25 protein-coding genes are annotated in these 23,747 nt (G+C 37.3%); 12 read left to right on the top strand and 13 right to left on the bottom strand.

Annotation, left to right across the window (positions count from 1 at the left end):
• Positions 1–28: 28 nt before the first annotated feature.
• On the bottom strand, positions 29–724 hold the full coding sequence (locus ACFSFY_RS05650) for a DUF2225 domain-containing protein (protein WP_381536207.1): 696 nt from the start codon (positions 722–724) through the stop codon (positions 29–31).
• Between the two features lie 127 nt (positions 725–851).
• On the opposite strand from ACFSFY_RS05650, the gene ACFSFY_RS05655 reads away from it, so the two are divergent.
• The 3 genes from ACFSFY_RS05655 (at position 852) to ACFSFY_RS05665 (ending at position 3,248) form a co-directional block, all read left to right on the top strand.
• Positions 852–1,214 (top strand): HesB/IscA family protein, encoded by a 363-nt coding sequence (locus ACFSFY_RS05655; RefSeq protein ID WP_381536208.1) that lies wholly within the window; start codon positions 852–854, stop codon positions 1,212–1,214.
• A 248-nt stretch (positions 1,215–1,462) separates the two neighbouring features.
• Positions 1,463–2,680, top strand: a complete 1,218-nt coding sequence (locus tag ACFSFY_RS05660) for an NAD(P)/FAD-dependent oxidoreductase (RefSeq protein WP_381536209.1) — start codon at positions 1,463–1,465, stop codon at positions 2,678–2,680.
• A gap of 238 nt (positions 2,681–2,918) precedes the next feature.
• A complete protein-coding gene (locus tag ACFSFY_RS05665; protein ID WP_381536241.1) occupies positions 2,919–3,248 on the top strand; it encodes a YuiB family protein in 330 nt (109 codons plus the stop codon).
• Positions 3,249–3,292: 44 nt separating this feature from the next.
• On the opposite strand, the gene ACFSFY_RS05670 is transcribed toward ACFSFY_RS05665, so the two are convergent.
• Positions 3,293–3,769: a divergent PAP2 family protein gene (locus ACFSFY_RS05670; RefSeq protein ID WP_381536242.1), complete on the bottom strand. Its 477-nt coding sequence runs from the start codon at positions 3,767–3,769 to the stop codon at positions 3,293–3,295.
• Between the two features lie 158 nt (positions 3,770–3,927).
• On the opposite strand from ACFSFY_RS05670, the gene ACFSFY_RS05675 reads away from it, so the two are divergent.
• Together ACFSFY_RS05675 and ACFSFY_RS05680 are read left to right on the top strand one after the other, a co-directional pair.
• The gene (locus tag ACFSFY_RS05675; RefSeq protein WP_381536210.1) at positions 3,928–5,433 is read left to right on the top strand and encodes a leucyl aminopeptidase; all 1,506 of its coding nucleotides are present in this window, start codon (positions 3,928–3,930) and stop codon (positions 5,431–5,433) included.
• A 68-nt stretch (positions 5,434–5,501) separates the two neighbouring features.
• Positions 5,502–5,798 carry a hypothetical protein gene (locus ACFSFY_RS05680; RefSeq protein WP_381536211.1) on the top strand — a complete coding sequence of 99 codons (297 nt, stop codon included), beginning with the start codon at positions 5,502–5,504 and terminating at the stop codon, positions 5,796–5,798.
• Positions 5,799–5,844: 46 nt separating this feature from the next.
• On the opposite strand, the gene mnhG is transcribed toward ACFSFY_RS05680, so the two are convergent.
• Genes mnhG through ACFSFY_RS05715 form a run of 7 tightly spaced genes read right to left on the bottom strand, consistent with a single transcriptional unit; the run spans position 5,845 to position 11,608 of the window.
• Positions 5,845–6,228, bottom strand: a complete 384-nt coding sequence (gene mnhG, locus ACFSFY_RS05685; RefSeq protein ID WP_381536212.1) for a monovalent cation/H(+) antiporter subunit G — start codon at positions 6,226–6,228, stop codon at positions 5,845–5,847.
• Positions 6,212–6,493: a Na(+)/H(+) antiporter subunit F1 gene (locus tag ACFSFY_RS05690; RefSeq protein ID WP_381536213.1), complete on the bottom strand. Its 282-nt coding sequence runs from the start codon at positions 6,491–6,493 to the stop codon at positions 6,212–6,214. Before ACFSFY_RS05690 ends, mnhG begins: the two co-directional genes overlap by 17 nt.
• A complete protein-coding gene (locus tag ACFSFY_RS05695) occupies positions 6,490–6,969 on the bottom strand; it encodes a Na+/H+ antiporter subunit E (protein WP_381536214.1) in 480 nt (159 codons plus the stop codon). Before ACFSFY_RS05695 ends, ACFSFY_RS05690 begins: the two co-directional genes overlap by 4 nt.
• Positions 6,970–6,975: 6 nt before the next feature.
• Positions 6,976–8,457, bottom strand: a complete 1,482-nt coding sequence (locus ACFSFY_RS05700) for a Na+/H+ antiporter subunit D (RefSeq protein ID WP_381536215.1) — start codon at positions 8,455–8,457, stop codon at positions 6,976–6,978.
• The gene (locus ACFSFY_RS05705; RefSeq protein ID WP_381536216.1) at positions 8,450–8,791 is read right to left on the bottom strand and encodes a Na(+)/H(+) antiporter subunit C; all 342 of its coding nucleotides are present in this window, start codon (positions 8,789–8,791) and stop codon (positions 8,450–8,452) included. The genes ACFSFY_RS05700 and ACFSFY_RS05705 overlap by 8 nt, the downstream gene beginning before the upstream one ends.
• Entirely contained in the window at positions 8,791–9,213 is a 423-nt protein-coding gene (locus ACFSFY_RS05710; RefSeq protein WP_381536217.1) for a Na(+)/H(+) antiporter subunit B, read from the bottom strand. Before ACFSFY_RS05710 ends, ACFSFY_RS05705 begins: the two co-directional genes overlap by 1 nt.
• Entirely contained in the window at positions 9,200–11,608 is a 2,409-nt protein-coding gene (locus ACFSFY_RS05715) for a Na+/H+ antiporter subunit A (protein ID WP_381536218.1), read from the bottom strand. Before ACFSFY_RS05715 ends, ACFSFY_RS05710 begins: the two co-directional genes overlap by 14 nt.
• 164 nt (positions 11,609–11,772) lie before the next feature.
• On the opposite strand from ACFSFY_RS05715, the gene ACFSFY_RS05720 reads away from it, so the two are divergent.
• Entirely contained in the window at positions 11,773–12,333 is a 561-nt protein-coding gene (locus ACFSFY_RS05720) for a DUF5366 family protein (RefSeq protein ID WP_381536219.1), read from the top strand.
• 17 nt (positions 12,334–12,350) lie between these two features.
• Here ACFSFY_RS05720 and ACFSFY_RS05725 read toward each other — a convergent pair whose 3' ends face one another.
• Both ACFSFY_RS05725 and ACFSFY_RS05730 read right to left on the bottom strand, forming a co-directional pair.
• Entirely contained in the window at positions 12,351–14,210 is a 1,860-nt protein-coding gene (locus tag ACFSFY_RS05725; RefSeq protein ID WP_381536220.1) for a transglycosylase domain-containing protein, read from the bottom strand.
• An 86-nt stretch (positions 14,211–14,296) separates the two neighbouring features.
• On the bottom strand, positions 14,297–15,529 hold the full coding sequence (locus ACFSFY_RS05730; protein ID WP_381536221.1) for an MFS transporter: 1,233 nt from the start codon (positions 15,527–15,529) through the stop codon (positions 14,297–14,299).
• A 128-nt stretch (positions 15,530–15,657) separates the two neighbouring features.
• Between ACFSFY_RS05730 and ACFSFY_RS05735 the strand changes: the two genes are divergently transcribed.
• The 3 genes from ACFSFY_RS05735 to ACFSFY_RS05745 are packed head-to-tail and all read left to right on the top strand — an operon-like array spanning position 15,658 to position 17,297.
• Positions 15,658–16,416 carry a peptidylprolyl isomerase gene (locus ACFSFY_RS05735; RefSeq protein ID WP_381536222.1) on the top strand — a complete coding sequence of 253 codons (759 nt, stop codon included), beginning with the start codon at positions 15,658–15,660 and terminating at the stop codon, positions 16,414–16,416.
• Between the two features lie 29 nt (positions 16,417–16,445).
• Complete coding sequence (locus ACFSFY_RS05740) at positions 16,446–17,036, top strand: peptidylprolyl isomerase (RefSeq protein ID WP_381536223.1); 591 nt, start codon at positions 16,446–16,448, stop codon at positions 17,034–17,036.
• A 57-nt stretch (positions 17,037–17,093) separates the two neighbouring features.
• Positions 17,094–17,297, top strand: coding sequence for a hypothetical protein (locus ACFSFY_RS05745; protein ID WP_381536243.1), 204 nt, complete (start codon positions 17,094–17,096; stop codon positions 17,295–17,297).
• A 13-nt stretch (positions 17,298–17,310) separates the two neighbouring features.
• Here the strand turns inward: ACFSFY_RS05745 and ACFSFY_RS05750 are convergent, their stop codons facing one another.
• On the bottom strand, positions 17,311–18,495 hold the full coding sequence (locus tag ACFSFY_RS05750) for a MalY/PatB family protein (RefSeq protein ID WP_381536224.1): 1,185 nt from the start codon (positions 18,493–18,495) through the stop codon (positions 17,311–17,313).
• A 72-nt stretch (positions 18,496–18,567) separates the two neighbouring features.
• Between ACFSFY_RS05750 and ACFSFY_RS05755 the strand changes: the two genes are divergently transcribed.
• Positions 18,568–18,828 carry a DUF1871 family protein gene (locus ACFSFY_RS05755; protein WP_381536225.1) on the top strand — a complete coding sequence of 87 codons (261 nt, stop codon included), beginning with the start codon at positions 18,568–18,570 and terminating at the stop codon, positions 18,826–18,828.
• Positions 18,829–18,911: 83 nt separating this feature from the next.
• Here the strand turns inward: ACFSFY_RS05755 and ACFSFY_RS05760 are convergent, their stop codons facing one another.
• Complete coding sequence (locus ACFSFY_RS05760; protein WP_381536226.1) at positions 18,912–20,240, bottom strand: sodium-dependent transporter; 1,329 nt, start codon at positions 20,238–20,240, stop codon at positions 18,912–18,914.
• 404 nt (positions 20,241–20,644) lie between these two features.
• Here ACFSFY_RS05760 and ACFSFY_RS05765 point away from each other — a divergent pair, with 404 nt between their 5' ends.
• Both ACFSFY_RS05765 and yugI read left to right on the top strand, forming a co-directional pair.
• On the top strand, positions 20,645–23,221 hold the full coding sequence (locus tag ACFSFY_RS05765; RefSeq protein WP_381536227.1) for an RNA polymerase sigma factor: 2,577 nt from the start codon (positions 20,645–20,647) through the stop codon (positions 23,219–23,221).
• Between the two features lie 134 nt (positions 23,222–23,355).
• Positions 23,356–23,730, top strand: a complete 375-nt coding sequence (yugI, locus tag ACFSFY_RS05770; RefSeq protein WP_381536228.1) for a S1 domain-containing post-transcriptional regulator GSP13 — start codon at positions 23,356–23,358, stop codon at positions 23,728–23,730.
• Positions 23,731–23,747: the final 17 nt, after the last annotated feature.

A 23,747-nucleotide genomic window follows, 5' to 3' on the forward strand; every position in this document is an offset into this window, starting at 1 on the left:
CTCATATTCAATAAGCTTACAAGAGGGCCTAAATTTGGGCCCTCTTTTCTTTCTCCTCACGCATTTCTTGCCATCGTTCTTTTGCCATGTCTATCAATTTTGGCTCAGTTGTCTGTCGTTGTGATTCAATAACATTTGAAAAGCCTTTGATTGCCTGCTTCTCATCGCCAATTCTTCTAGACAACTCAGCTATCATATAGAGCACTCGTGTTTCTGACATCTGGGTACCTACAAAATCTCCTTCTGTATAAGAAGTGTTATAATAGTCTCGTGCAATTGTTAAAAAACGTAATTCTTCTACTGTGTTATTTTCATCACGATAAAGCCAACTGATTCTCAGTGCAATACCTGCAATTGAAATTGACTTCTCTTTTTTAAAGAGTGCACTTAAGTAAGAAAGTTTATAAGTTTCGATTGCTTCTAGTGCATTTCGTTCAGTGCTAAAAGATCGAGCAGTCCACTTCTCTGTTATTTGTTTATTGATGACGTCCTTCGTTCCGGGGGCAAAATAAGGTGAAAAATCATCTGAAAACGAAAACCCACATTGTGGGCAAACAGCAACATTATAATAAAGTGGATTTACAAGCGGATCTAAGTATACAGGTTTGAAATCGGAATCATGCGCAGAAACGCGAACAAATCTAGAACGTACTTTAATTGATTTAAACTTATGAAGACAATTAATACATGTCATGCTTTTTTCATAAAACGGACTTATTTCCATGAGACACCTCCCAAACACAACTCAATCTATAGTATAACTTAAAATACCTATGAGATGAGTGATTTAGATTGCGAAAGTGATGAAAACACTGATATAATAAAAGAAATTAAAGGGTAGGTGAGCATGAATGGTTCAAGTTGTTGAAATATCAGAAGCTGCAGCATTTCATGTGAAAGAAATGATGCGTCATAATGGTGAAGAAGGATCTCTTCTGCGTGTCGCTGTAAATGGTGGCGGTTGTAGTGGTTTAACTTATGGCTTAGGATTTGAGCCTATACAATCTGAAACAGATATATTGTTACACCAACATGGATTACAAATTATTGTTGCAAAAGATGATGTAGATGTACTTGAAGGCACTCAAGTTGATTATAAAGAGTCTCTCATGGGAGGCGGATTTACAATAGAAAATCCAAATGCGATTCTTTCATGTGGCTGTGGAACTTCATTCAGAACAGCGAAAAAGGTTGGTGCACCAGCAGATTGTTAACCAATTAGCCCTTCTAATAAAACTGTTAGGAGGGCTCTTATCTGCTTAGGTTTACCAAGAACTTTAGTGAATAGAAACTTCTGAAAAATTCTATTTTACTTATGGTATTGATATAGCGTATCAAAAGGGCTACTATAAGATATAGAAAGTTTTTTAAAAAATACAAAGGCCAGGACTGTGCATATCTTCGGTTAAACCGTTTATATCTTTTCCGGGTACAATGAAAATTAAAGGTGGTTTCGATCTTAGTGAAAAGAAAGACAATACTAGTTTTAGGTGCGGGATACGGCGGTTTGTCAACAGTTGTTAATTTACAAAAATCACTTGGCACAGACGATGCTGACGTTATTCTCATCAATAAAAATGAATATCACTACGAATCTACATGGCTTCATGAAGCTGCTGCAGGAACTTTGTCTGCTGAACAAGTTCGCTATGACATTAAAAGTGTAGTCAGCGAGCCAAAAGTGAAGTTTATACAAGCTACTGTAGAAGCAATAGATGTAAAAGGTAAAGTTGTAACAACGGACGTCGGTACGCATACATACGATTACCTTGTTATTGGACTCGGTTTTGAAGGAGAAACATTTGGTATTCCTGGCCTTGATAAATATGCATTAGCTATGGCGAACGTAAAATCTGCTCGTCAAATTCGTGAGCATATTGAATATCAGTTTGCGACTTGGTCACTTGAAGAAGTAAAAGATGACAGTCGTCTAACAATAGTTGTCGGTGGAGCAGGATTCTCTGGAATTGAACTACTTGGAGAACTTGGAAACCGTGTTCCGGAATTATGTGAAGAGTTTGATGTTCCAGCTGAAAAGGTTCGTGTACTTTGTATAGAAGCTGCTCCAATGGTTCTTCCTGGATTCGATCCAGAACTTGTTGACTATGCAGTTAGACAACTTAACTCTAAAGGAATTGAATTCTCTATTGGAACTCCAGTTGTTGAAGCAACTCCTGAAGGCGTAAACATTAAAAAAGGTGAAGATGAGTTTGAATTCATCAAAGCTGGAACGGTAATATGGGCTGCAGGAGTTCGTGGAAATCGTTTGATTGAAGAGTCTGGTATTGAAAACATGCGTGCTCGTGTGAAAGTAGAGAAAGATCTTCGCGCACCAGGACATGATGATGTATTCATCGTCGGTGACTGTGCTCTAATGATTAACGAAGAAGTAAATCGTCCATTCCCTCCAACAGCACAAATTGCTATGCAACAAGGTGATATGTGTGCGAATAACATCATTGCACTTCTTAAAGGTGAGCCAACATCAGAATTTGTACCTGATTTAAAAGGTAGCATTTGCTCGCTTGGTGATGATGATGCAATCGGTGTTGCATTTGGTAAGAAACTAACAGGTAAAAAAGCCTCATTCATGAAGAAAATGGTTGATAACCGTGCTCTATTCTTAATTGGTGGATTAGGTCTTGTTATGAAAAAAGGTAAATTTAATGTACTAAAATAAAAAGTATACTAAACGTCTACCTTTTACTTAAGGGTAGGCGTTTTTGTGTGTAAAAACAAATGGAAATAGTATCTGTAGGGAAAAACTTTTAGAAGTAAACTAGTCGATTTACTTACCCGTCTTTCTACAATATGTTTCAATCAATTGTGTCTAGGCGTAATTGATTGAAAGGTTTCGTTCCTTACTGTAAAATGATGAATGTAAAATGGAGGTTATCATGTTGACTGGAACAATTTTAATGGCGGGGGCACTTCCTTTGCCTCAATTTATGATATCGATATTAATTTTTATCGTTATTTTTTTCGGAATAGGATTTTTATTAAATATGTTGTTAAGAATGACGTGGCTTATGGCAATTATCTATCCATTCATCGTTATCTTTATTATTGATGAAGTAAAGATATTTGAGTACTTTACGAAAACCTCATATGCTTTCGGACTTCTTGGTGAAAAGATAATGAGATTGCATACAGTAGATATTGTTATATTATTGGCTGGTCTTTTTGGAGCGATCTTGTCAGGAATTGTCATGAAAATACTTAGAAAACAAGGATATCAAATGTTTTGAAAAAAACAGTATGTTTAAGCGATTATGCTTAAACATACTGTTTTTTATTTGAAGAAAGAATAAATGATAACAGAGATTAGAACGCCGGTAACTGCTCCAACAAATACTTCACTCGGTTTATGGCCAAGTAACGTTTTAAGTTCTTGAAGTTTTTCTTGATCATCTTTTTGTTGCCAGCCTTTTGCTTCATGAACAAACGTTTGGAAATCAAGACGCATTTGATTGATAATAACGGCTTGCTGACCAGCCTGAAATCGTACCCCAGTAGCATCAAACATAGTAATTACTGCAAAAATAGCTGCGAGTGCAAAAATGGGTGAATCGAAGCCAAGCTCAAATGCAATTGCGGTTGCAAGGGATGTTACAGCTGCTGAATGGGAACTTGGCATACTTCCAGTCGAAGTCATTAGTTTCCAATCCAGTTTTCCTTTTATAAAGTATTGAATTGGGATTTTTATTAATTGAGCAAAAACGATTGCCAGTAGTGCCGCAAGGAGCGGTGTGTTGTAAAGAATAGCTATGCTGTTCGACTCCTTTTCAAATAAATAAATAATATTTTTAGTATACCACAATGGTATCTATTTCAAAGTAGATACAGTCAAACGGAGGAATATTTCTTTCAAAAGGTTGAAAATTTGGTATATACTAAGTAATGGACATAAAAATGGAGGGATTTATTATGAAGTCACTTATAAAGGATATAAACTTTTCAAATATCGAAGCAGATGTGTTGGTTGTTGGCGTACCGGAGCATCCGGAAAATATTAAAGGATGGGACGAGTTCGTTACATCTTTTAGCATACGAATTCCGGATTGGGTAAAATCTGGAGACATTAAAACGGAGTTTAAAGAGATTGCAAATGTACCATCGATGAAAGAAAACGGTTATAAGCGTATTCTGTTCGTTGGGTTAGGCATTAGAAAATCGTTGAATGAAAATCGTTTACGAGAGGTATTTGCAACTGTAGGTAAAGAACTTGCTCGTATGAAAGTAACTTCGGCAGCAATTTGGACAGTTCCTTTTACAAATGACAAACTTGTTTGTGAGGATGTTGTGTTTACTTCAGCAGAGGGGCTTACGCTAGGAGCATATAAATTTGAGGGATATCAAACGGATTCGAATTTACGTACTATTGAACTTGAAACAGTAACTTATTTATCATCAGCAAATAAAGAAGAACTAACGGCAGCATTCGAAGTAGGAGAAGTTCATGCGTATTCTGTAAATGAAGCACGAAATCTTGTAAATATGCCGCCTAATATTCTAACTGCGACAGAAATGGCAAACTATGCACAAGAGCTTGCGAAGAAGCATGATTTCGAAATTGAAATACTTGGTAAAAAAGAAATGGAAGAGCTTGGAATGGGTGCTATTTTAGCGGTTAACAAGGGATCTGTTGAGGAGCCAAGGTTAATTGTGATGAAGTATGCAGGAACTGATGAATGGAAAGATGTAGTCGGCCTTGTTGGTAAAGGAATAACATATGATACAGGAGGTTATTCCTTAAAACCTAAAGACGGCATGGTAGGAATGAAAGGCGATATGGGTGGGGCAGCGGCAGTTTTAGGTGCGATGAATATAATAGGAGAATTGCGTCCATCTAAAAACGTAGTTGCGGTTATTGCATCAACCGATAATATGGTATCTGGTGAAGCTTTTAAACCTGACGATGTTATTACCTCACTAAGTGGGAAAACGATTGAAGTACTGAATACGGATGCAGAGGGCAGACTTGTCCTTGCAGATGCAGTTACGTACGCTAAACAGTGCGGTGCAGACTATCTAATTGACGTTGCGACACTTACAGGTGGAGTTATCGTCGCACTTGGTATGGACAAGACAGGGGCGCTTACAAACAACGAGGAATTCTTCGAGGAGTTCATGCAAGCGGCCGTGGAAACTGGAGAATTTGTTTGGAGACTCCCATTAACAGAGAATGATAAAAAAAGACTCAGAAAAAGTGATGTTGCAGATTTAAATAATTCGCCAGGTCGCGATGGACATGCAATCTTTGGCGGCGGCTTTGTTGGTGAATTTGTGGGAGACACACCGTGGATTCATTTAGACATTGCGGGTACATCTGATGCGTCAGCAGTCCATGATCTTGGTCCAAAAGGTGCTACGGGTGTAATGGTGCGAACACTTGCTACTATGATCGAACGAATGGCTGAAACAGACATATAAAACGAATAGGCTACCGCCTGCCTTCCCCTTCATACTTATGAATAGAATAAGTGAGAAGGGGGATGCATATGCCTAGAAATTATCATGGCCGTGGTAGTTATGGCGGTGGACATGGTGGTAGACGTGGTGGTGGATCTGGTTTTGGTCAAGGGTTTGGATTAGAAGGTTTTGGAGTTGGTGGGCCATTTCTTGGAGGATTAGCTGGAGGTTTACTTGGTTCAGTCTTATTCCCAGGAGAGAGTTATGGCGGTTATCCCACGTACCCAGGATATCCCTATTATCCATATGGCTATCCACAATACAATTACCAACCATACTATCCACCATACGGCTATCCACCAAATAACTACTATAGACCATATTAAAAAAATAAAAAGCATGGCATCCGAAACGACGGGAGCCATGCTTTTTTTAATCTTCACTTTTAGGATGTTTTGGGTTATCGAGTAATGCTTGTTTTAATAAAGGCGCTAGGTCATCGCCGACCGTCAATGATGTGGGTTTTACTCCAGACATATAAGCAGCTCTAGTGATGAGATGGCCACCAATTGGTGCAGTTACAAACAAAAAGACGATACCAAGTAGCAGTTGTATACTAAAATGTCCTTCTACAAACCAATAATGAATAAAAACACCAAGAAGGATACTGAGTACTCCAAGTGTAGAGCTCTTGGAGCCTGCATGTGCTCGTGTGTACACGTCAGGCAGACGAAGGATGCCGATTACTGTCACGACCGTAAAAATGACTCCTGTAGTGATAGAAAGGATTGTTAAAATATTAGCTATTACGATCATACTCAATAATCTCTCCTTTCTCAATGAAGTTAGAGAATGCAACTGTCCCGATGAAAGACAAGATAGCGATGAGTAAAATTACTTCTATAAAGAACTTTGTCTCAAATAGGAATGATAGTAAAGCGGTAGCAGATATAATCATTACACCAATACCATCCAATGCTATAAGTCGATCGGGAACAGATGGACCGCGCCATACACGATAAAGCAGACCAGCTATCGAAAGAATAACGATTACTAACGAAGTCCAGACAAATGTGATCATCTGCCACTCACCTCCTTGATTGCTTTTTCAAATGAATTTTTAATGGAGTCGATTGCTTCATCGACATCATCGACATGAATAGCATGAATGTATAACGTGTTTTGGTCATCTGAAACGTTTATAACAATCGTTCCAGGTGTCAACGTAATTAAACTTGACAGTAATGTAATTTCCCAATCATGTTCAAGCTCGGTAGGCATTGCAAAAATCATTGGCTTGATATTGAGCTTTGGTTTAATTACTAATAGTAATACAGATATATTTGATAATGTAAGTTCACGGAAGAAAATTAACGTTAGTTTAAATGCTGCCCATAGCCTTACGGTATATAGTTTGTTTTTGAAAAAACGTCTCATCATAAAGATTAAAACAAACCCAATAATATACCCTATTACAAATGTCGCTGCATTTAGCGATGAACTCATGAACATCCATACTAGAGCGATGAAAAAGTTCAACAATATTTGAAAAGCCATTGTCATCTACTCCTTTAAAACCGCATCAATATAGATGGACGGTTGTAATAATACGTCAGTTGCTTCCGTCATATAAGGAAGAACCCATTCAGTGCCGACACCGTATAAAATCGATAGTACGACAAGAGCGACAGCGGGGAACATCATTCGTTTATACGATTGTGTATTCGATTTAGGCAGTTCAACAGGCTCTCCCCAAAATGCATACACAAAAATACGAATAACTGACAATAGAACGATGAGGCTAGAACCAAGAATCACTATGCTCCCGAATACATTACCAGCTTCAAATGCACCCTGAACAATAAGTAACTTTCCTACAAAACCGCTTAAGGGAGGTATGCCTGCTAGTCCAAACGCTGCTATTAAATATATCCATCCAAGTGGTGCATGAGTTTTCATGAGACCACCCATTTTGCGTAAGTTGGATGTCCCAGTAATCGCTATGATAATACCAATTAGCAAGAACAAAGCACCTTTGATAATCATGTCGTGAACGAGATAGAAGAGGGCACCTGAAATACCTGCCTCATTCATCTGTGAAATACCAAACAAGATTACACCAACCGCGATAATAATATTGTAAATAATAATTTGTTTTAAATCGAAATAGGCTAACGCACCGATACAACCCGCAATGATTGTAAGTAATGATATAACCATTAAGAGTTGATGAGTAAATCCGACATCATGGATGAAGAAAAGGGTATATGTTCGGGTTATCGCGTATATCCCAACTTTAGTCAACAAAGCCCCGAATAATGCTAATACAGGGATTGGAGGTGCGGAGTAAGATCCCGGAAGCCAAAAATAAAGCGGGAATATTGCTCCTTTTACTCCAAATACAATGAGAAATAGAACAGCAATTACGGTAATAATTCCAGTGTTACCTACTTCCGATAACTTCACTGAAATATCGGCCATATTTAGTGTTCCGACAACAGAATACAAGAAAGCAACAGCAACAACAAACAACGCGGAGGATATAATGTTTACCAGTATGTACTTAATAGATTCTTGAAGTTGTCTTTTTTCACCACCGAGAACAATCAGTACGTAAGAAGCCATTAACAAAACTTCAAAGAAAACAAACATATTGAATATATCGCCTGTCGTAAATGCTCCGTTAATACCGGTTAACATAAACAGTATGGCCGGATAATAGAAGTACGTTTCTCGCTTTACTCCAATCGCAGTGAAGCTGTAAATTACGACGAATAGTGTAATTAGAATGGACGTGGTGACGAGCATAGCAGATAACATATCCGAGACCATCGAAATACCAAATGGTGCCGGCCAACTGCCTAGTGTTAAAGCTTGGATACCGTCTGTTTTTACTTTCGCAACAAGAAAGAACGAAGCAGTTAAACTTACGAGTAAACCAACTAAAGTTAGGGTACGCTGTATCACTACATTTTCTTTAAAGAAAAGAAGTATGATACCGAAAAAAAACGGTAGTAAGATTGGGAACAATAGAAGATTAATCATGCTCGTCATTCCCCCTCAAAAGATTCATATTCTCTGTTTTATGTTCACCATATGTCCGGTAAGCAAGGACAAGGATAAACGCAGTTACACCAAAACTAATAACGATTGCTGTTAGTATGAGTGCCTGTGGAAGTGGATCAGCATAATCAGTAACTCCATCCGCAACTACAGGTGGAGACGTTCCGCCTAATCCACCCATAGTTAATAACAGGAGATGCGCACCATGACTTAGAAGACCAGTACCTAAGATGATCTTTAAAATACTTCTTGAAAGTATTAAATAGACCGCTGCCATGAATAAAATGCCAATGACTATCGCCATAACGAATTCCATTAAACATCTCCTCCAATCGTTTGAATAATAGTGATTGTTACACCTACTACAACTAAGTAAACACCTGCATCAAAAATCATCGCCGTGTGCAATGAAGTCTCACCAAACAAAGGCAAAGTGAAATAATCAAATGCATGTGTAAAGAATGGCACATTAAAGAAAATTGAAGCTGATGCTGTACCAAGTGCAAGTACTAAACCAACAGCCGTTACAATTGTAAAGTTAAAAGGAAGTGCCTTTTGAACAGCTTTTAAGTCAAATGCAAGCAACAGAAGAATAAGTGCACTTGAAGTCAATAGTCCTCCAACAAAACCTCCGCCAGGTGTATAGTGTCCTGCAAAGAATATATGAATTGAGAATAGGAAAATAATGAAGAAAACGACTTTTGTTGCCGTCTGTAAAATGACGTCATTTGTTTTCATTCGTATTCTCCTTTCTGTTGTGTCGTAAACGAATCATAGCAATAACTCCAATTCCTGCAATTGCAAGTACTGCAATTTCAAATAATGTATCAAATCCACGGTAGTCAACTAAGATAACGTTGACGATATTACCTCCACCAGCTTCTGTTGCAACCGTTTCTTTATAGAACTTAGAAATCGAAGGGATAAACTTCTGTGAATGTGCCGATAGGGCGACTAAAGTTACTGTTATCCCCACACTTGCAGCAACAAGAAGATTTCCTAAGCGCAAGCCCTTCGATTCGCCGTGATCTTTAAGTCTAGGCAAACGCTGAAAAGCTAATAAAAACAAAGCTACAGAAACGGTTTCGATTACAAGTTGTGTGAGTGCAAGGTCCGGTGCTTTAAAGATGATAAAGAATAGAGCAACTGAATAGCCAACTGCACCAAGTGCGATAATCGCAGCCAATCTTGTTTTTGCAAATACTACCATGCAAACCGAACTAACCAAAATGAAAGCAGTCATAACACCAAAAATACTTACAGGAGCCATGCTGCTCATATCCAGTTTAAAAGCATCTCGAATGAACAACGTAGCGGTTGTAATGGAAACGATGAAAACGAACATATAAATTAAATACGATCGAATGAGTCCCGTCATGTAAAAGCGTGATAATTTATTCATACCACTTTCGCTTAGTACCATAATGGAATCATATAGTGCATTTAACGACAAATAGTGTGGTTGAATTTCATAAAGGTTTTTCCATCTTGCCATTGTTATGAACAAAATAGTTCCTACAGCAACCAATGTTATCGTCATCCATAATTCAGGTGCAGCAAATCCATGCCAAGCCGCAACTTGAATAGCTACATCGGATGGATGATTATATAAATCAGGTTGAATGGCAACTACAGCAGGTTTTACAAGCCATTTACCAACCAAATTAGGAATGAAGAAGATTGCGACAACGAGTGATGCTAATATCACTGGAGAAATCAGCATTCCCAAAGGAGCTTCGTGTGGTGTTATTGGAAGCGCCTCTTTTTTCTTCTTGCCCATAAATGTCCTAACAACAAAATAGAAACTATAGATAAATGTGAACACGCTTGCAATCCAAGCAATTACAGGAAAGAGTATTCCCCAAGTCCCAAAGTTGAATAGATCAAACGAGCGAATTGCAAGCATAGATTGAAGAAAGAGCTCTTTACTTAGAAATCCGCCAAATGGAGGTAAGCCTGCCATTGACATTGAACCGATAAAGGCCACGGTAAAGCTTATCGGCATAATACTCATCAAACCGCCAAGTTTGCGAATATCCCTAGTGCCTGTTTCATGGTCGACAATACCCGCAATCATGAATAAGCTACCTTTGAATACAGCATGATTGATTAGGTGGAAAATAGCCGCGAATATTGCGAATTTAAAGATTGGATCATCTGAATGGTAAGCGACTGAACCTGCACCCAGAAGCGACATGATTAGACCTAGTTGACTGACTGTAGAAAAAGCTAGAATTGCCTTCAGGTCAGTTTGTTTAACAGCAAATACGGATCCCCAAAACAAAGTCAATAATCCGATTCCTGTAACAAGCCACACCCATACTTCCGAAACTGCAAATAATGGTGTGAATCTCGCTACTAAGTAAAGTCCTGCTTTAACCATTGTGGCTGAGTGCAAATAAGCACTAACAGGGGTAGGTGCCTCCATAGCATCAGGCAACCAAATATAGAATGGAAATTGTGCTGATTTCGTAAATGCACCTAGTAAAATAAGAACGAGTGCCAATACAAAGAACTCATGTCCAATAAGTGTAGAGGAATTAGCAATAAGCTCACGAATCGAATAAGTACCGCCCATAATTGAGAGAAGAACAAATCCCCCTAGCATCATTAATCCCCCGAAAACAGTGATCATCATAGATTTCAATGCACCAAATCTTGAGCGATCCCTTGTATTCCAATATCCTATTAGTAAGAAAGAGGAAATGGAGGTTAATTCCCAAAAAAGATAAAGCGATATCACATTATCCGACTGAACAACGCCCAGCATTGCAGTCATAAAAATAAGGAGATAAACATAAAAGTTGTTTAGTTTCTCTCGGTTCTTATCTAGATAAAAAATAGAATATAGAACCACGAGTGCTCCAATACCTGTGATTAATAAGGTGAACAGTAGGCTAAGTCCATCTATATAAGAAACAAATGAAATGCCGAGCGAAGGAATCCACGATAGTTCTGAAACGGCAGTTTCGCCATTCATTGTAATCCCAATGTATCCAATATAATAAATGAATAGAGAGAGTGGCACAAAAAGGACAAACCAACCTGTATGTATGGCTTTAATTCTTTTGAAAAGCATTGGGACAAAAAACGCCGCTAATATAGGTAAAAAAATGAGTAATACGAATTCCAAAGGAATCCTCCTTTCAGATGAGTGAATCACTATTCTTAGTATCGTGTAAAAGTATAACGCAAACAGTTCTTTTTTGCATGAACGATTTCTTGTTCTTATTGGTATAATCAAGTCTCTTCTTATATTATAGAGAAAGCAAACTACTTTTCTTTTTGGGGTGTGAAATGAAGAATCCATACATATTTGGTTATTTACCTTTTGTTACAATCCTTCTTTTTAGCTTAACTTTTGGAGTTTACACTGTAAGTGAGTCCGTTGAATTATTTAAAAGCATAGGTTTATATGCAGGGATGCGCGAGTTTTTAACGGATATGCAATTACGTATTTTTTTACTAGTTATTTATACATTGATATTTTTCATGGTTTTTTCCGCACTAAAACTAATTGCTGAGACAATCCATGAAACTGCAATGTTGTTTTTTTCGAAAGATATTGATGGAAAGTCCTACAGTGAAGGTCGCAGCGGAAATATCATCTACTTTTTGGGAGCACTAATTTCAGCAGGTGGCATTCAATCACTGAAGATGTTAATTGCCATTTTCTTATTAACTACATTCATATATTTTGTGTATCTTGTATTTAAACTTAGTAAATTCATGACAATGGTAAATACAATGGGATTGATTGTTTTTGAATTTACAGTTTGGAGTGCATTTATTTCAATTGTAATCTACATATTACTTAGATTGTATAACGGGGTAATCGCCAGCTTACCCTTCATCTAAATCAGCAGACTGAGTAGTTATTCTCGCAACAATCTGGAAAAAATTTTCAAATGTATTTTTTGTTTACTCAATCCGGGCATCGATTGTGGTTGGTCATATCCCATCCAAACTGCTGTAGTGTACTGGTCATTCATTCCAGCAACCCACAAATCTTTATCGGAGTTTGTTGTTCCTGTTTTAGCTCCTGTATAAGGATTTGAATAAGAAATCCCACGCCCTGTTCCATTCACAACAACGTCTTTTAATAAATCACGAATAATAGCAGTTGTTGTGGGTGTCCATACTTCAACTTTCTCCTCATTCCACTCGTAAAGAATTCTATCGTCTTTATCTTTTACAAATCGAATTCCTCTAGCAGGTATATATGTTCCGTCAATAAAACTTGAATAAGCATCAGCCAACTCCATTGGAGTAACACCCTTTGTAAATCCGCCAAGTGCAGCCGGATAAACCTCATCTGCTTTAGTAATGGATTGGAATTCGAAAGGCTTTAGGAAAGAAAAGGCTTCCTCAATTCCAACTCTCTCAAAAATTCGAACGGCTGGGGTATTATGACTGAGACGAAAGGCTTCTTTTATTGTAACGTCACCGTAAACATATCCGTCATAGTTTATTGGACAGTATGTCCCAATACAGAGTTTTCCACCACTAACCGTCATATTTTCTGTATACGATGGTCCACTGCTTTCAAAGAATGGTGCATATACAAGTAGTGGTTTGATGGCGGAACCTGGTTGTCTAATGGCTTGATAAGCTCTATTGAAATCCGCCTTCTGGTACTCTTTTCCACCATACAAGCTGATGATTTCCCGAGTATCGTTATCAATGACCGCGGCACCGGCTTGTAGCCCGATTGGTTTTAATAACCTAGTAATTGTTTGTTCATCTTTTCTTTGTTTAATCGGATTAAGTGCTGTCTCAATAGAAATACCTGATGATAAAACGGTCTTTAAACGATCGTTTAATAAGCCTTCAATACGAATTTTTTCTTCTTTAGATTTTGCTTCTGCGATTCTTTTTGTAAAACCATCTGTATTCCCTATTAATTGCTTGAGCTCTGAAAGGATATATGTAGTGTACGTCGGAAATTCATTTAATTTATTTTTAACGACCAAATCAATTGGTATTGTTTTAAGGGCGTTTGCTTCGTCTGCGGACATAATTTGATTTCTAACAAGTGTATCTAAGAGAAGCTCTTGTCTTCCTTTTGTGTTCTCAAAATGTTTGATTGGGTCATATCGACTAGGGTTGTTTGGTATCGCGGATATGAATGTGATTTCTGCTTCATTCAACTCAGCTAAAGGGCGGCTAAAATAAAAGGTTGCGGCCGCACCAAGTCCATAAACCTGATTACCAAAGTACATTTCGTTCAAATACATTTCAAGAATCTCATCTTTATTGGATTGTTTTTCAAGCTCTGCTGCATAGAACAGTTCAGTTACTTTTCGTTCATATGTTTTATCTGTGGATAAAAAGCGCATCCGTACAAGTTGTTGAGTAATTGTGGAACCGCCTTGTGAAAGATTATCTGTTTTAGTATTGGCTAGAAATGCACGGGCAATTGCGGTTACATCGTATCCTTTATGTTCATAAAAACCATTATCTTCACTGACTAAAAAAAGTTGACGTGCAAAAAAAGGTATTTCAGCTAGAGAAAGTGGTTCTCTCCATTCAATATATTCTTCGGAAAAAGGAATGCCATTGTGGTCTTTAAGTACAATTGGAACATTAAATGCAGGCGTAGATAGTTCAATCGAATCAAGTATGTATTCTTTAAAAGAATTACTATTATTGACTTCAGAAGCAATTGATTTTTGTACGAAGAATAGAATAGGGAATGCTATTAGGATAATAAAATAACCAACAAATTGTCTCAATTACTTGTCTCCGTTCTTATCATTCTTAGATAAAAGAATAGCACACTCTAAGAGATTGAGTGTGCTGATTTTTATTGAGAGAGCTATTAGGATTTCCCGTTTTGGTCGACAGAGGCGAGAAAATCCTCAAAGTCCTGTACAGGTTTTCTTCGTGCGTAATAAAGAAATGCAAACCCTACGAGGAATAAAGACGCTGTAACGATGAAAACAGAGGAAATTCCAATAAATCCACTTATGATACCTCCGAAAATTGGACCGATAATATTACCGAGAAAGCGGAAACTTGTATTGTAACCCATTACTTCACCTTGAATTTGGATAGGTGCTTCTCTTCGAACGAGTGCTGTTGTGATTGGAATCATTCCCCCGACAGCAATACCAAATAACAGGCGACAAACAATGAGTTGCCAAAGTTCTGTGACAAATGCCTGTGGAATAATAAATATAAAAGAGAGTAGAAGAAGAATTGATAATACCTTTTCATATCCTAAATCATCTCCAAGTTGACCCCATTTTCGGGCGAAAAGAAGATTACCTAGACCTGCCGCACTAAAAGTTACACCTGCAAGAAAGGCAACATCATTTGAATCCGTTAGTTCAGAGACATAAAGGGAGAGTAGGGGTTGTACACTGAAATTACCGATTTGAATGAGTGTAGTGACAATCATTACATTTAGCATTAAGCGGTGATGCAATAAGCCGCTCAAAATAGCTTTTCGTGAATACTGAACCAGTTTTGTGCTTTTTACAATGATCTGTTCTTTTAAAGCAAAAAGGATAATGAATGCAGCAAGAGTGATTGAGGCTGCTGTAATGATAAACGTATACTTAAAGCCGAACGCATCAGCGAGTAAGCCACCAAAAATAGGTCCGAATAACATACCGGTCACACTTCCCATTTGCAAAGTTCCTAACATTTTACCTGCTTCGCTTTTCGCGGTGTGTGCTGAAATAAAAGCGAGAGATGTAGGAATAAATCCAGTTACAACACCCATTAAAAGTCTTAAAATGAAAAATGCCTCAACTGAATGAACAAATCCCATTAAAAAGATTGAAGTGGCAATCCCGAATCCATTAATAAGTAAGATTGGTTTAAATCCATGTTTATCGGCAATCCGTCCCCATATTGGAGACATAAGAAACGCGGTGATAAACGTAGCACCGAAAATTAACCCAGACCACTTTTGAACGTAAGCAGGGGAATGATCCCCAAATGTCTCAATATATAATGATAAAAAGGGCATAATCATTGTAGTAGTTCCAGCAACAAGGAAGTTGCAAATCCAAATAATAATAAAATTACGTTTGTCAACGTCCATAAGTAAACCTTCTTTCTAAGGCTATGCTCTTAGTTTATTATAAATCAGTTCGGTTGCCGAAGGAAGGAACGTGCTTATTTATCGAAATTAAGAAAGTGATATGTTAAACTAAATCGGGGTGAATAATCATGAGAAAAATACTATTCTCGCTACTAACAGTCCTTTTTCTTGTTATTCTTACTGCTTGCGGCAATGGAGCAGAAGATGGAAAGACCACAGATAAGGACGAAACCTCCAATCAAGATCAAGCGGAAGATACGAACGCGAGCGATGTTGAAGTGGAAAATGTTGACTATCCACAACTAACGACAGAAGTTGCAGATAATGAGGCACTCGTTATCATGAACACGACGTTAGGGTCAATAAAGATTAAACTGTTTCCAGAAATTGCACCAAAAGCTGTTGAAAACTTTTTAACACATGCTGAAGATGGATACTATGAAGGCATCATTTTTCACCGTGTGATGGAAGAGTTTATGATTCAAGGTGGAGATCCTACGGGAACAGGCGGTGGTGGTGAAAGTATTTTCGGTGGAAATTTTGAAGATGAATTTTCCGAAAAAGCATTTCATTTTCGCGGTGCTCTCTCAATGGCAAACGCAGGTCCAAAAACAAATGGTAGCCAGTTCTTCATTGTACAAAAATCAGGTGTAGAAGATGCTGCGCTAAACCAGGAAAAAGACCTTGAATATTCTACTGCTGTTAAAGATGCTTATGTTGAACTGGGCGGTACACCCCATTTAGATCATATGCATACAGTGTTCGGACAAGTGATCGAAGGAATGGATATCGTAGATAAAATTGCTCAAGTAGAAGCGAAAGATACACGCCCTGTTACGGATGTAGTTATCGAATCTATTGAAGTTTTACAAAATCCAACAAAATAAACTAAATTAAAAACAAGGAGGCAACAAATATGTATCCACAACTTACAAAAGAAGTTGCAGCAAATGAAGCACTAATCGTAATGAACACAACTATGGGTCCAATCAAATTTAAACTGTTCCCGGAAATCGCACCTAAAACAGTGAAAAACTTTTTGACACATGCTGAAAATGGCTATTACGATGGAATTATCTTCCACCGCATTATTGAAGACTTTATGATTCAAGGTGGCGACCCTACAGGAACTGGTATGGGTGGAGAAAGTATTTATGGAGATTCATTTGAAGATGAATTCTCTACTAAAGCATTCAATTTACGCGGAGCACTTTCAATGGCAAATGCTGGACCAGGAACAAATGGCAGCCAGTTCTTTATCGTACAAGCATCAAGTTTACCGAAAGGAACAGGTAAGCAACTTGAAAAAGCAGGATTTCCTGTAGAAATCTGTACGGCTTATGAAGAACTTGGTGGAACACCACACTTGGATCACAAACATACAGTATTTGGCCACGTTATCGAAGGAATGGATGTTGTTGATAAAATGGCAGCAGTGAAAAAAGGTCGTCAAGACAAGCCTGTAGAAGATATCTCAATTGAATCAATTGAAATCATCCAAAAGTAAAAGCAAAGAAGTAAAATTTATAAAGTGAGGAAGTGAACGTAATTGAACGTTCTATTGATGCCGTTCCTTTACTTTCCAGAAGATAAATCAGAATATATACCTGCGTTTATATCTATGGCGTTCTTTGGTATTTTGTTGATATTAACGTTTAGGTGGATTTTACGATATTCGAAGAAGCAAGAATTAGAAACAAAAGAATTGGAAGACCAGATTTTACTTGAACGCCAAAAAGAAAAAGAAAAACAGCATTCTCAACTTTGAGAATGCTGTTTTTCTATAAAGATTCATCTGTTAGTGCATGTATAAAACGTTTTACGCCATCCTCAACTACTAAGCGTGGTGTTGCAACGTTCATGCGAAGGAAACCGCGACCTGACTCGCCGTATTTTGTACCCGGTTCTAGTGCAAGTTTACCTTTGTTTAAGAGTCTATCCATAACTTCATCTTCAGTTAGACCGGTTCCACGGTAATCGATCCAAAGTAAGTACGTTCCGTCGGGTTTATTGATTTTGACGCCAGGTACAGATTTCATTATTTCACTTATACAATAGTCCATATTTGAAGAAACAACTTCCAATAACTTTTCAAGCCATGGACCGCCTTCTTTATAGGCAGCTTTTAAAGCAGCAGCTGCAAATGGGCTTAGTGACATTTGACCATGAGCCATTGAATTTTGTTCGAGTTTCGCCCTAACTTCTGTATTTGTTGAAATCATGATGGACGCTTGCACACCCGCTAAGTTAAATGTTTTAGTAGGTGCAATACAAGTGATTACACGATCAGAATCATTGCCCGCAAGAGCGCCAAGTGAAATATGCTTCTTTCCAGGAAAGACTAAATCTGCATGTATTTCATCAGACAAAATTAAAACATTATATTTTGCGCAAAGTTCTAAGATTTGTTTAAGTTCTTCTTCTTTCCAAACGATTCCGCCTGGATTATGAGGATTACATAATATAAAGAGTTTTACATTTTTTTGCAACGCTTTTTCGAATTCAACGAAATTAATTGAATACGTATTGTCAGTCTCAGTCATCTCGCATTCAACAATCGTTCTTTCCATTCGTTCAGGAATCTGGAAAAATGGTGGATAAACAGGAGTCGTAATAAGTATCGCATCATCTTTTGTAGTAAAGGTTTCAATAACAGAAGCGATTGCTGGAACAACACCTTGATGGAATAACATCCAGTTGTTTTCAACGGTCCAGCCGTGTCGTTCAGATAACCAATTCCGGACCTCATCTTTGCATTCTTCACATATGTATGAATAACCAAAAACACCATGATCTAGACATTCTTTTATTGCATTTATAACCGGTTCAGGGGCAGCGAAATCCATGTCTGCAATCCACATTGGTAAAACGTCTGAAGCATCTTCAATGCCAAAAACTGCTTCCATATTACCCCACTTTATAGAACGTGTATTTCGTCTATCCACAACATTTTCAAAACGTTTCAAACGTATCCCTTCTTTCCTTTTTATTCTCTTATGTTATCATATAACTATTAAAAGAAAAACTAGGTGAAGTAGATGTATACAATTGGAATGGATAAAAAAGCAATTGCAATTCTTGAGAATTGGGATCCATTTAACGAAGGTAAAAAAGCATACGCACATGAAATTGCCGATGTTGTATTGGAATTACATAATCTAGACGATCCAACTGATCTTGCAAAACGTATCCGGGCAATTTATGAACATTCTCATGAACTCTGGATACCTATAGAGAACTGTGTGCAAGTCTCTTATAAGCTTTTAGCAGTTAAGTATGAAGCGAAAAGAATCGTTTAACTAAATAAAAAGGTATACTCAAGTAAAGTCCTTGGTATACCTTTTTTATGTCGAAATTGAATTAGATCAATTAAAAGTAGTATTTAATTTATAACTTCAAAGACCCAAGTGCCGAATATAATAAGTATGGCAACAGGGGCTGCGAACCTAATAAGAAATCTCCATAGTGAAGTTAACTTGGGATGCATATCGAGTTCATCGCTCGTCTGTGTTTTAGTAAGAACAAATCCCGCAAATAGTGAAATTAAAAGTGCACCAAAAGGCATTCCGATTCGACTCGTAATAAGGTCTGCAAAGTCAAAAATCGTTCCTCCGAATATATTCACTTCTGAAAGTACACCAAAAGACAAGGCACTCGGAATACCAATAATGAAAATTAAAATTCCGAAAACCCACGCTGCTCTTTTCCGACGATCGTACTTTGCACGAATTCCCGTTGAAACAACAATTTCCAACATAGATATCGAAGAAGTTAGTGTTGCAAAAAGCATTAATATAAAGAAGACAATCATAAATACATTACCAAAAGGAATTTGTCCAAATATTGCTGGAAGAACAATGAAAATGAGTCCAGGTCCTTCTGCTGGAGAATGTCCAAGTGCGAAAACGGCCGGAAATATTACAAGTCCTGCAAGTATGGATATGATAATGTTCAAAATAGTGACGTTTAAAGCTGAGCTTCCTAAACGTTCTTCCTTTGGTAAGTATGAAGCGTATGTCATCATGCCTGTTACTCCTACGCTTAAAGAGAAAAAAGCTTGTCCAAGCGCGAGAATAAAAGTTTCTCCTGTAAGTAGAGACCAGTCAGGTATAAATAAAAATCGAACGCCTTCCATTGCCCCTTCTAAAGTTAAAGAACGAATGGCAAGGATAATAAAGAAAATAAACAGAAGGGGCATCATCCATCTACTAGCTCTTTCGATTCCCGCTTTTATACCACCTTGGACAATCCAAATGGTCAGAAGCATAAATACAGCTTGAGCAATTAAGATTTCGACAGGATTAGCCGTGATGGATTCAAATAAAATACTGTGATCCGCAACATTGAGGTTTAAGGCAAGGGCCCTGACTAAATAGGATAAAATCCATCCACCTACGACACTGTAAAAAGACAGAACGATAAATGCAAAAGCGAAGCCCAACCATCCAAGGAAAAACCAGTTTTTACCCTTCGCAAGTCGTTTCAGTGATGTAACCGCATCGGCCTGACCCATCCTTCCAACGACAAACTCTGCAAGTAATATTGGAAGTCCTATCGCGATAGTGCTGATAATGAATAATAAAACAAACACACTTCCACCATTTGTACCTGCCATATAAGGAAACTTCCAAATCGCACCAAGCCCAATTGCGCTACCCGCTGCAGCAAGAATGAATCCTATTTTCGATGTCCACTGTTCACGTGGGGCCATAAGTAATCACAATCCTTAAAAATAAATTTTGATGCATATACAAATAGCTATTAAAACTGCAAAACAATTGAATAAAAACATTCGCATTGCAAATAAAAGTGAAAGTCAATTCAACGTTCATTCGTTTAGCGATTGAATTGAGATTCGCCTATCAAAGTTATGTACATTCTGATGATATACCAGATGAGACTTAAGAGGTATTTATAAAACTATATCGATTTTTGCATCAATTCAATCATGAATGTTTTCCGACTCAGCCATACAAGGGTACACTTAACACAGTACGAACCTATTATTGGAAAGAATGTGTCGTATTATTCCTAGGTTAAGAATCTCTAATTTTCCTGAATTGACGTAAAAAATCTGAATTCTTTGGTACAATAGAAAGGATTGGGGGGCTGCAAGTGGATGAGAACGAACAAATACCGAATATAATGGATGGAGATTTAAAGGCTCTTGAAATATGGATTCATCTTCATTCAGAAAAGATTGTACGCTTCGCCTATCAGTATGGGCTACCAATTGAAATCGCACTTGAAGTAGCAACCCAAACATTTGAAGAGTTTAAGAATGAAACAGGAAGTATAAATGATGGGAAACAGTTTTTGCCTGAACTGTATAAAATAATAATTAGAAAAGTAGGAACTCTACAGCCAACAAGCACAGCACAAGAAAATTTGTTTAGTTTCGAAGAAGATGCTGAGCTTCATCAAGATATTGGGAAGTTAGATGCGAATATACGCATTCCAATAATTTTGTCAAAATTTCATGACTTTAATTTCGAAGAGATAGCAATCGTTTTAAATACTACAGAAAAAGAAGTTTCAACATGGATTGATCAGGCTGAACAGTCGTTACAACTAAATCACTTTGACAAAAGACTGGAGTTACTGAATAAATCATATAACAGGCTTCCTATTCAATTTAAAGAAGAACGAATTACAGAAAGTAAAACAGTTTCAAAAATAGAGGCAAAGACATCCAAATCCATTCGCTGGGCAGTTGCTTTAAGTACTTTGTTAGCAGGTATTTTAATCACGTCTTTTTTTACGATGAATAAAGCAGAAACCATAAAAACATCAGATAGTGAGTATGCTGTAGAGTATACAAAACTCCGTGATGCGTATAAAGAAGCACTTATGCTTACGAATGAACGTTTTGATAAGCTCGCATTTATACAATCGGCCGATAAGCAAATGCAGGTATTCCTTGAGTCAGAAAAAAATGATTTGTTGGAAGTTGGAGAATCAGATTATGAATACATTTTAAATGAGTTGAAAATACCATCTCAAATGTTAAAAGACTTCCCAACAAGTTATAGTTTAATGAGTGATGAAGATAAAAGCATTGAATTTCTTAGTTCATATCGAAAGAAGTCTAAGGACATTATTTCAATCTATTCGGAAGTGCTTTGGGATTATAGATTAGATGTGGAAAGTTTTGAAACTGTAGGCTATGGCAATAAAGCGGAGCAAATGATAAAGTTCAGCGATGAATTACCAGAAGAACTTAAAAGTGTCGTTGCTACTATGCATGATCATTCCATCACATTAAGAGAAGATAAAGCAACAGGTAAAATTGAACCACATCTCTTTTTAACAGCAATGTATCAAGATATTATCTATTCCTTACATGATAATGTACATGGATATGCACTGTTTATTGTAAACGAGCCTTATTTATTTGAAGAAATAATGAAGCTTTCTTATGCAGAATCGTTTTATCATTTGCTTACAATGCAAGATACATTGGAAAAAGTTAAACAAGATGATTATCTTTATCCTGACATGTATGAAGAATATGTAGAGTTGTTTTATAAGTTCGTTAAAGGATCAAAGGACTTAAATGTATTTGATGGACGTGGAATTGTAAAAAACGAGTTTAAACAAACATGGCAAAGGTACTCTGAAATGTACGGTGCGCATCCAACCAATTATTTGTTTACACCAATCGTGGAAGAAATGGAAGCGACCGGGTGGAAAGCATCCAAAAGTTGGGATGAATTCGATAGGTCTAAAATAGAGGAAGCCCTTAAATTGTCAAAATCGGATGAACTGGAGGAAATCATGTATGGTAAGCCTCCTCATATTGACGATGATTTTGTTGTTCTAACAAACGAGAGTTTTGCGAAAGAAGTGAAACAATTGTATGACACTTTTAAAAGTTCGTATGACATCCTTGTATTTAAAGGTAAATCACCAATCTATACTGTTGGTGTCTATGATTACGCGAATGAACTAAATGATCCAGAGACTATGTATCATTTAATTTATGATGACAATATGGACTATATGGGGACGGGAGGAGTTCAATCACAAAAAGACTTTGTCAGTAAGTGGAAAAAAGGGTTTTCATTATTTAAAGATGCACAAAAGTCCATTTTTTATTCAGGTAGTATGAATCGTATTGGGTATGACTTTCTTGCAGATGTAGAAATTATTTCTGAAAAAATGCATAAAAACATTTCCGTATATTTAGATAAAGAGCAAAATTGGTATCTGCATAGTCCGTGGGTTGAAGAACTGCCTTCCTATCAACTAGAGGAAGACATTGAGATAAATGAAAACTTCAAGAACGAAGCTGAGCTCTTTTATGGGGCGGTTTCGATGGACCACTATCCATTAATGATGGAAGGTAGTCGTGCGATTGATATAATTGGTATATATTTATACGCCGGAGAAATTGGTGATTATCAAGCACAATATGGATTGTTTGTTCAAGATGAACACGCAGATACGATTGAACTTGAGGTTTATATAGAACAAATGAGTAGTTTTGAACCAAAGAATATGGAGAATCATTATAGTAAAATTTCCTTTACAGGTTTGGAACAAGATGAAAATGGGCAATGGCCTGGAGTTGCTACATTAACTAGTAATCTAGAAGAGAATCCCGAAGCCGAGCCGGAGATCACGATTCCAATGAGATGGACTGAAGAAGGCTGGAGAATTGTATACACTTCAAATCTATTTACTGAATAAAAAAATTCAGTTATGTACTATAGAAGAGTTGCGATGATAGGAGCTTTTTTTGCCCGCAAACTCCATTCATGTTATAATTTTGGTGGCCTTAATGGTAGATAGTATATTCAAAATTAGATTGGGAGCTGTGTTAAATGGCGAAAAAATATGAAGTGGGTGAAGAACTCACCGGCAAAGTAACGGGTATTCAACCTTACGGAGCATTTGTTTCATTAGACGAAGGAACACAAGGTCTCGTTCATATTTCCGAAGTTACCTACGGATTTGTGAAAGACATTAATGAGTTTCTAACCGTTGGAGAAGAAGTAAAGGTAAAAGTTCTCGAAATAGACGAGAAAGCTGGGAAAATTAGTTTATCGATTCGTGCATTATTTGATGCACCACCAGATGCGCGCAAAGACAGTAATCCTCGGAAAACATTGCAGGCAAAAGTGGACGAACGCGATGCTGAGGGATTCAATTCATTGAAAGATAAACTACAAGACTGGATAGATAAGTCTAGTTATTAAGAAAAAATGAGGAAAAG

The organism is Sporosarcina siberiensis (assembly GCF_042681925.1).
GTDB classification, from domain to species: Bacteria; Bacillota; Bacilli; order Bacillales_A; family Planococcaceae; genus Sporosarcina; species Sporosarcina siberiensis.

What these genes read in the sequence shown, in the direction of transcription:
- ACFSFY_RS05650 (WP_381536207.1), bottom strand. Translation starts at nt 724, where the DNA reads ATGGAAATAAGTCCGTTTTATGAAAAAAGCATGACATGTATTAATTGT.
- ACFSFY_RS05655 (WP_381536208.1), top strand. Translation starts at nt 852, where the DNA reads ATGGTTCAAGTTGTTGAAATATCAGAAGCTGCAGCATTTCATGTGAAA.
- ACFSFY_RS05665 (WP_381536241.1), top strand. Translation starts at nt 2,919, where the DNA reads ATGGCGGGGGCACTTCCTTTGCCTCAATTTATGATATCGATATTAATT.
- ACFSFY_RS05675 (WP_381536210.1), top strand. Translation starts at nt 3,928, where the DNA reads ATGAAGTCACTTATAAAGGATATAAACTTTTCAAATATCGAAGCAGAT.
- ACFSFY_RS05680 (WP_381536211.1), top strand. Translation starts at nt 5,502, where the DNA reads ATGCCTAGAAATTATCATGGCCGTGGTAGTTATGGCGGTGGACATGGT.
- mnhG (WP_381536212.1), bottom strand. Translation starts at nt 6,228, where the DNA reads ATGATCGTAATAGCTAATATTTTAACAATCCTTTCTATCACTACAGGA.
- ACFSFY_RS05690 (WP_381536213.1), bottom strand. Translation starts at nt 6,493, where the DNA reads ATGATCACATTTGTCTGGACTTCGTTAGTAATCGTTATTCTTTCGATA.
- ACFSFY_RS05695 (WP_381536214.1), bottom strand. Translation starts at nt 6,969, where the DNA reads ATGGCTTTTCAAATATTGTTGAACTTTTTCATCGCTCTAGTATGGATG.
- ACFSFY_RS05700 (WP_381536215.1), bottom strand. Translation starts at nt 8,457, where the DNA reads ATGATTAATCTTCTATTGTTCCCAATCTTACTACCGTTTTTTTTCGGT.
- ACFSFY_RS05705 (WP_381536216.1), bottom strand. Translation starts at nt 8,791, where the DNA reads ATGGAATTCGTTATGGCGATAGTCATTGGCATTTTATTCATGGCAGCG.
- ACFSFY_RS05710 (WP_381536217.1), bottom strand. Translation starts at nt 9,213, where the DNA reads ATGAAAACAAATGACGTCATTTTACAGACGGCAACAAAAGTCGTTTTC.
- ACFSFY_RS05720 (WP_381536219.1), top strand. Translation starts at nt 11,773, where the DNA reads ATGAAGAATCCATACATATTTGGTTATTTACCTTTTGTTACAATCCTT.
- ACFSFY_RS05730 (WP_381536221.1), bottom strand. Translation starts at nt 15,529, where the DNA reads ATGGACGTTGACAAACGTAATTTTATTATTATTTGGATTTGCAACTTC.
- ACFSFY_RS05735 (WP_381536222.1), top strand. Translation starts at nt 15,658, where the DNA reads ATGAGAAAAATACTATTCTCGCTACTAACAGTCCTTTTTCTTGTTATT.
- ACFSFY_RS05740 (WP_381536223.1), top strand. Translation starts at nt 16,446, where the DNA reads ATGTATCCACAACTTACAAAAGAAGTTGCAGCAAATGAAGCACTAATC.
- ACFSFY_RS05745 (WP_381536243.1), top strand. Translation starts at nt 17,094, where the DNA reads ATGCCGTTCCTTTACTTTCCAGAAGATAAATCAGAATATATACCTGCG.
- ACFSFY_RS05755 (WP_381536225.1), top strand. Translation starts at nt 18,568, where the DNA reads ATGTATACAATTGGAATGGATAAAAAAGCAATTGCAATTCTTGAGAAT.
- ACFSFY_RS05760 (WP_381536226.1), bottom strand. Translation starts at nt 20,240, where the DNA reads ATGGCCCCACGTGAACAGTGGACATCGAAAATAGGATTCATTCTTGCT.
- yugI (WP_381536228.1), top strand. Translation starts at nt 23,356, where the DNA reads ATGGCGAAAAAATATGAAGTGGGTGAAGAACTCACCGGCAAAGTAACG.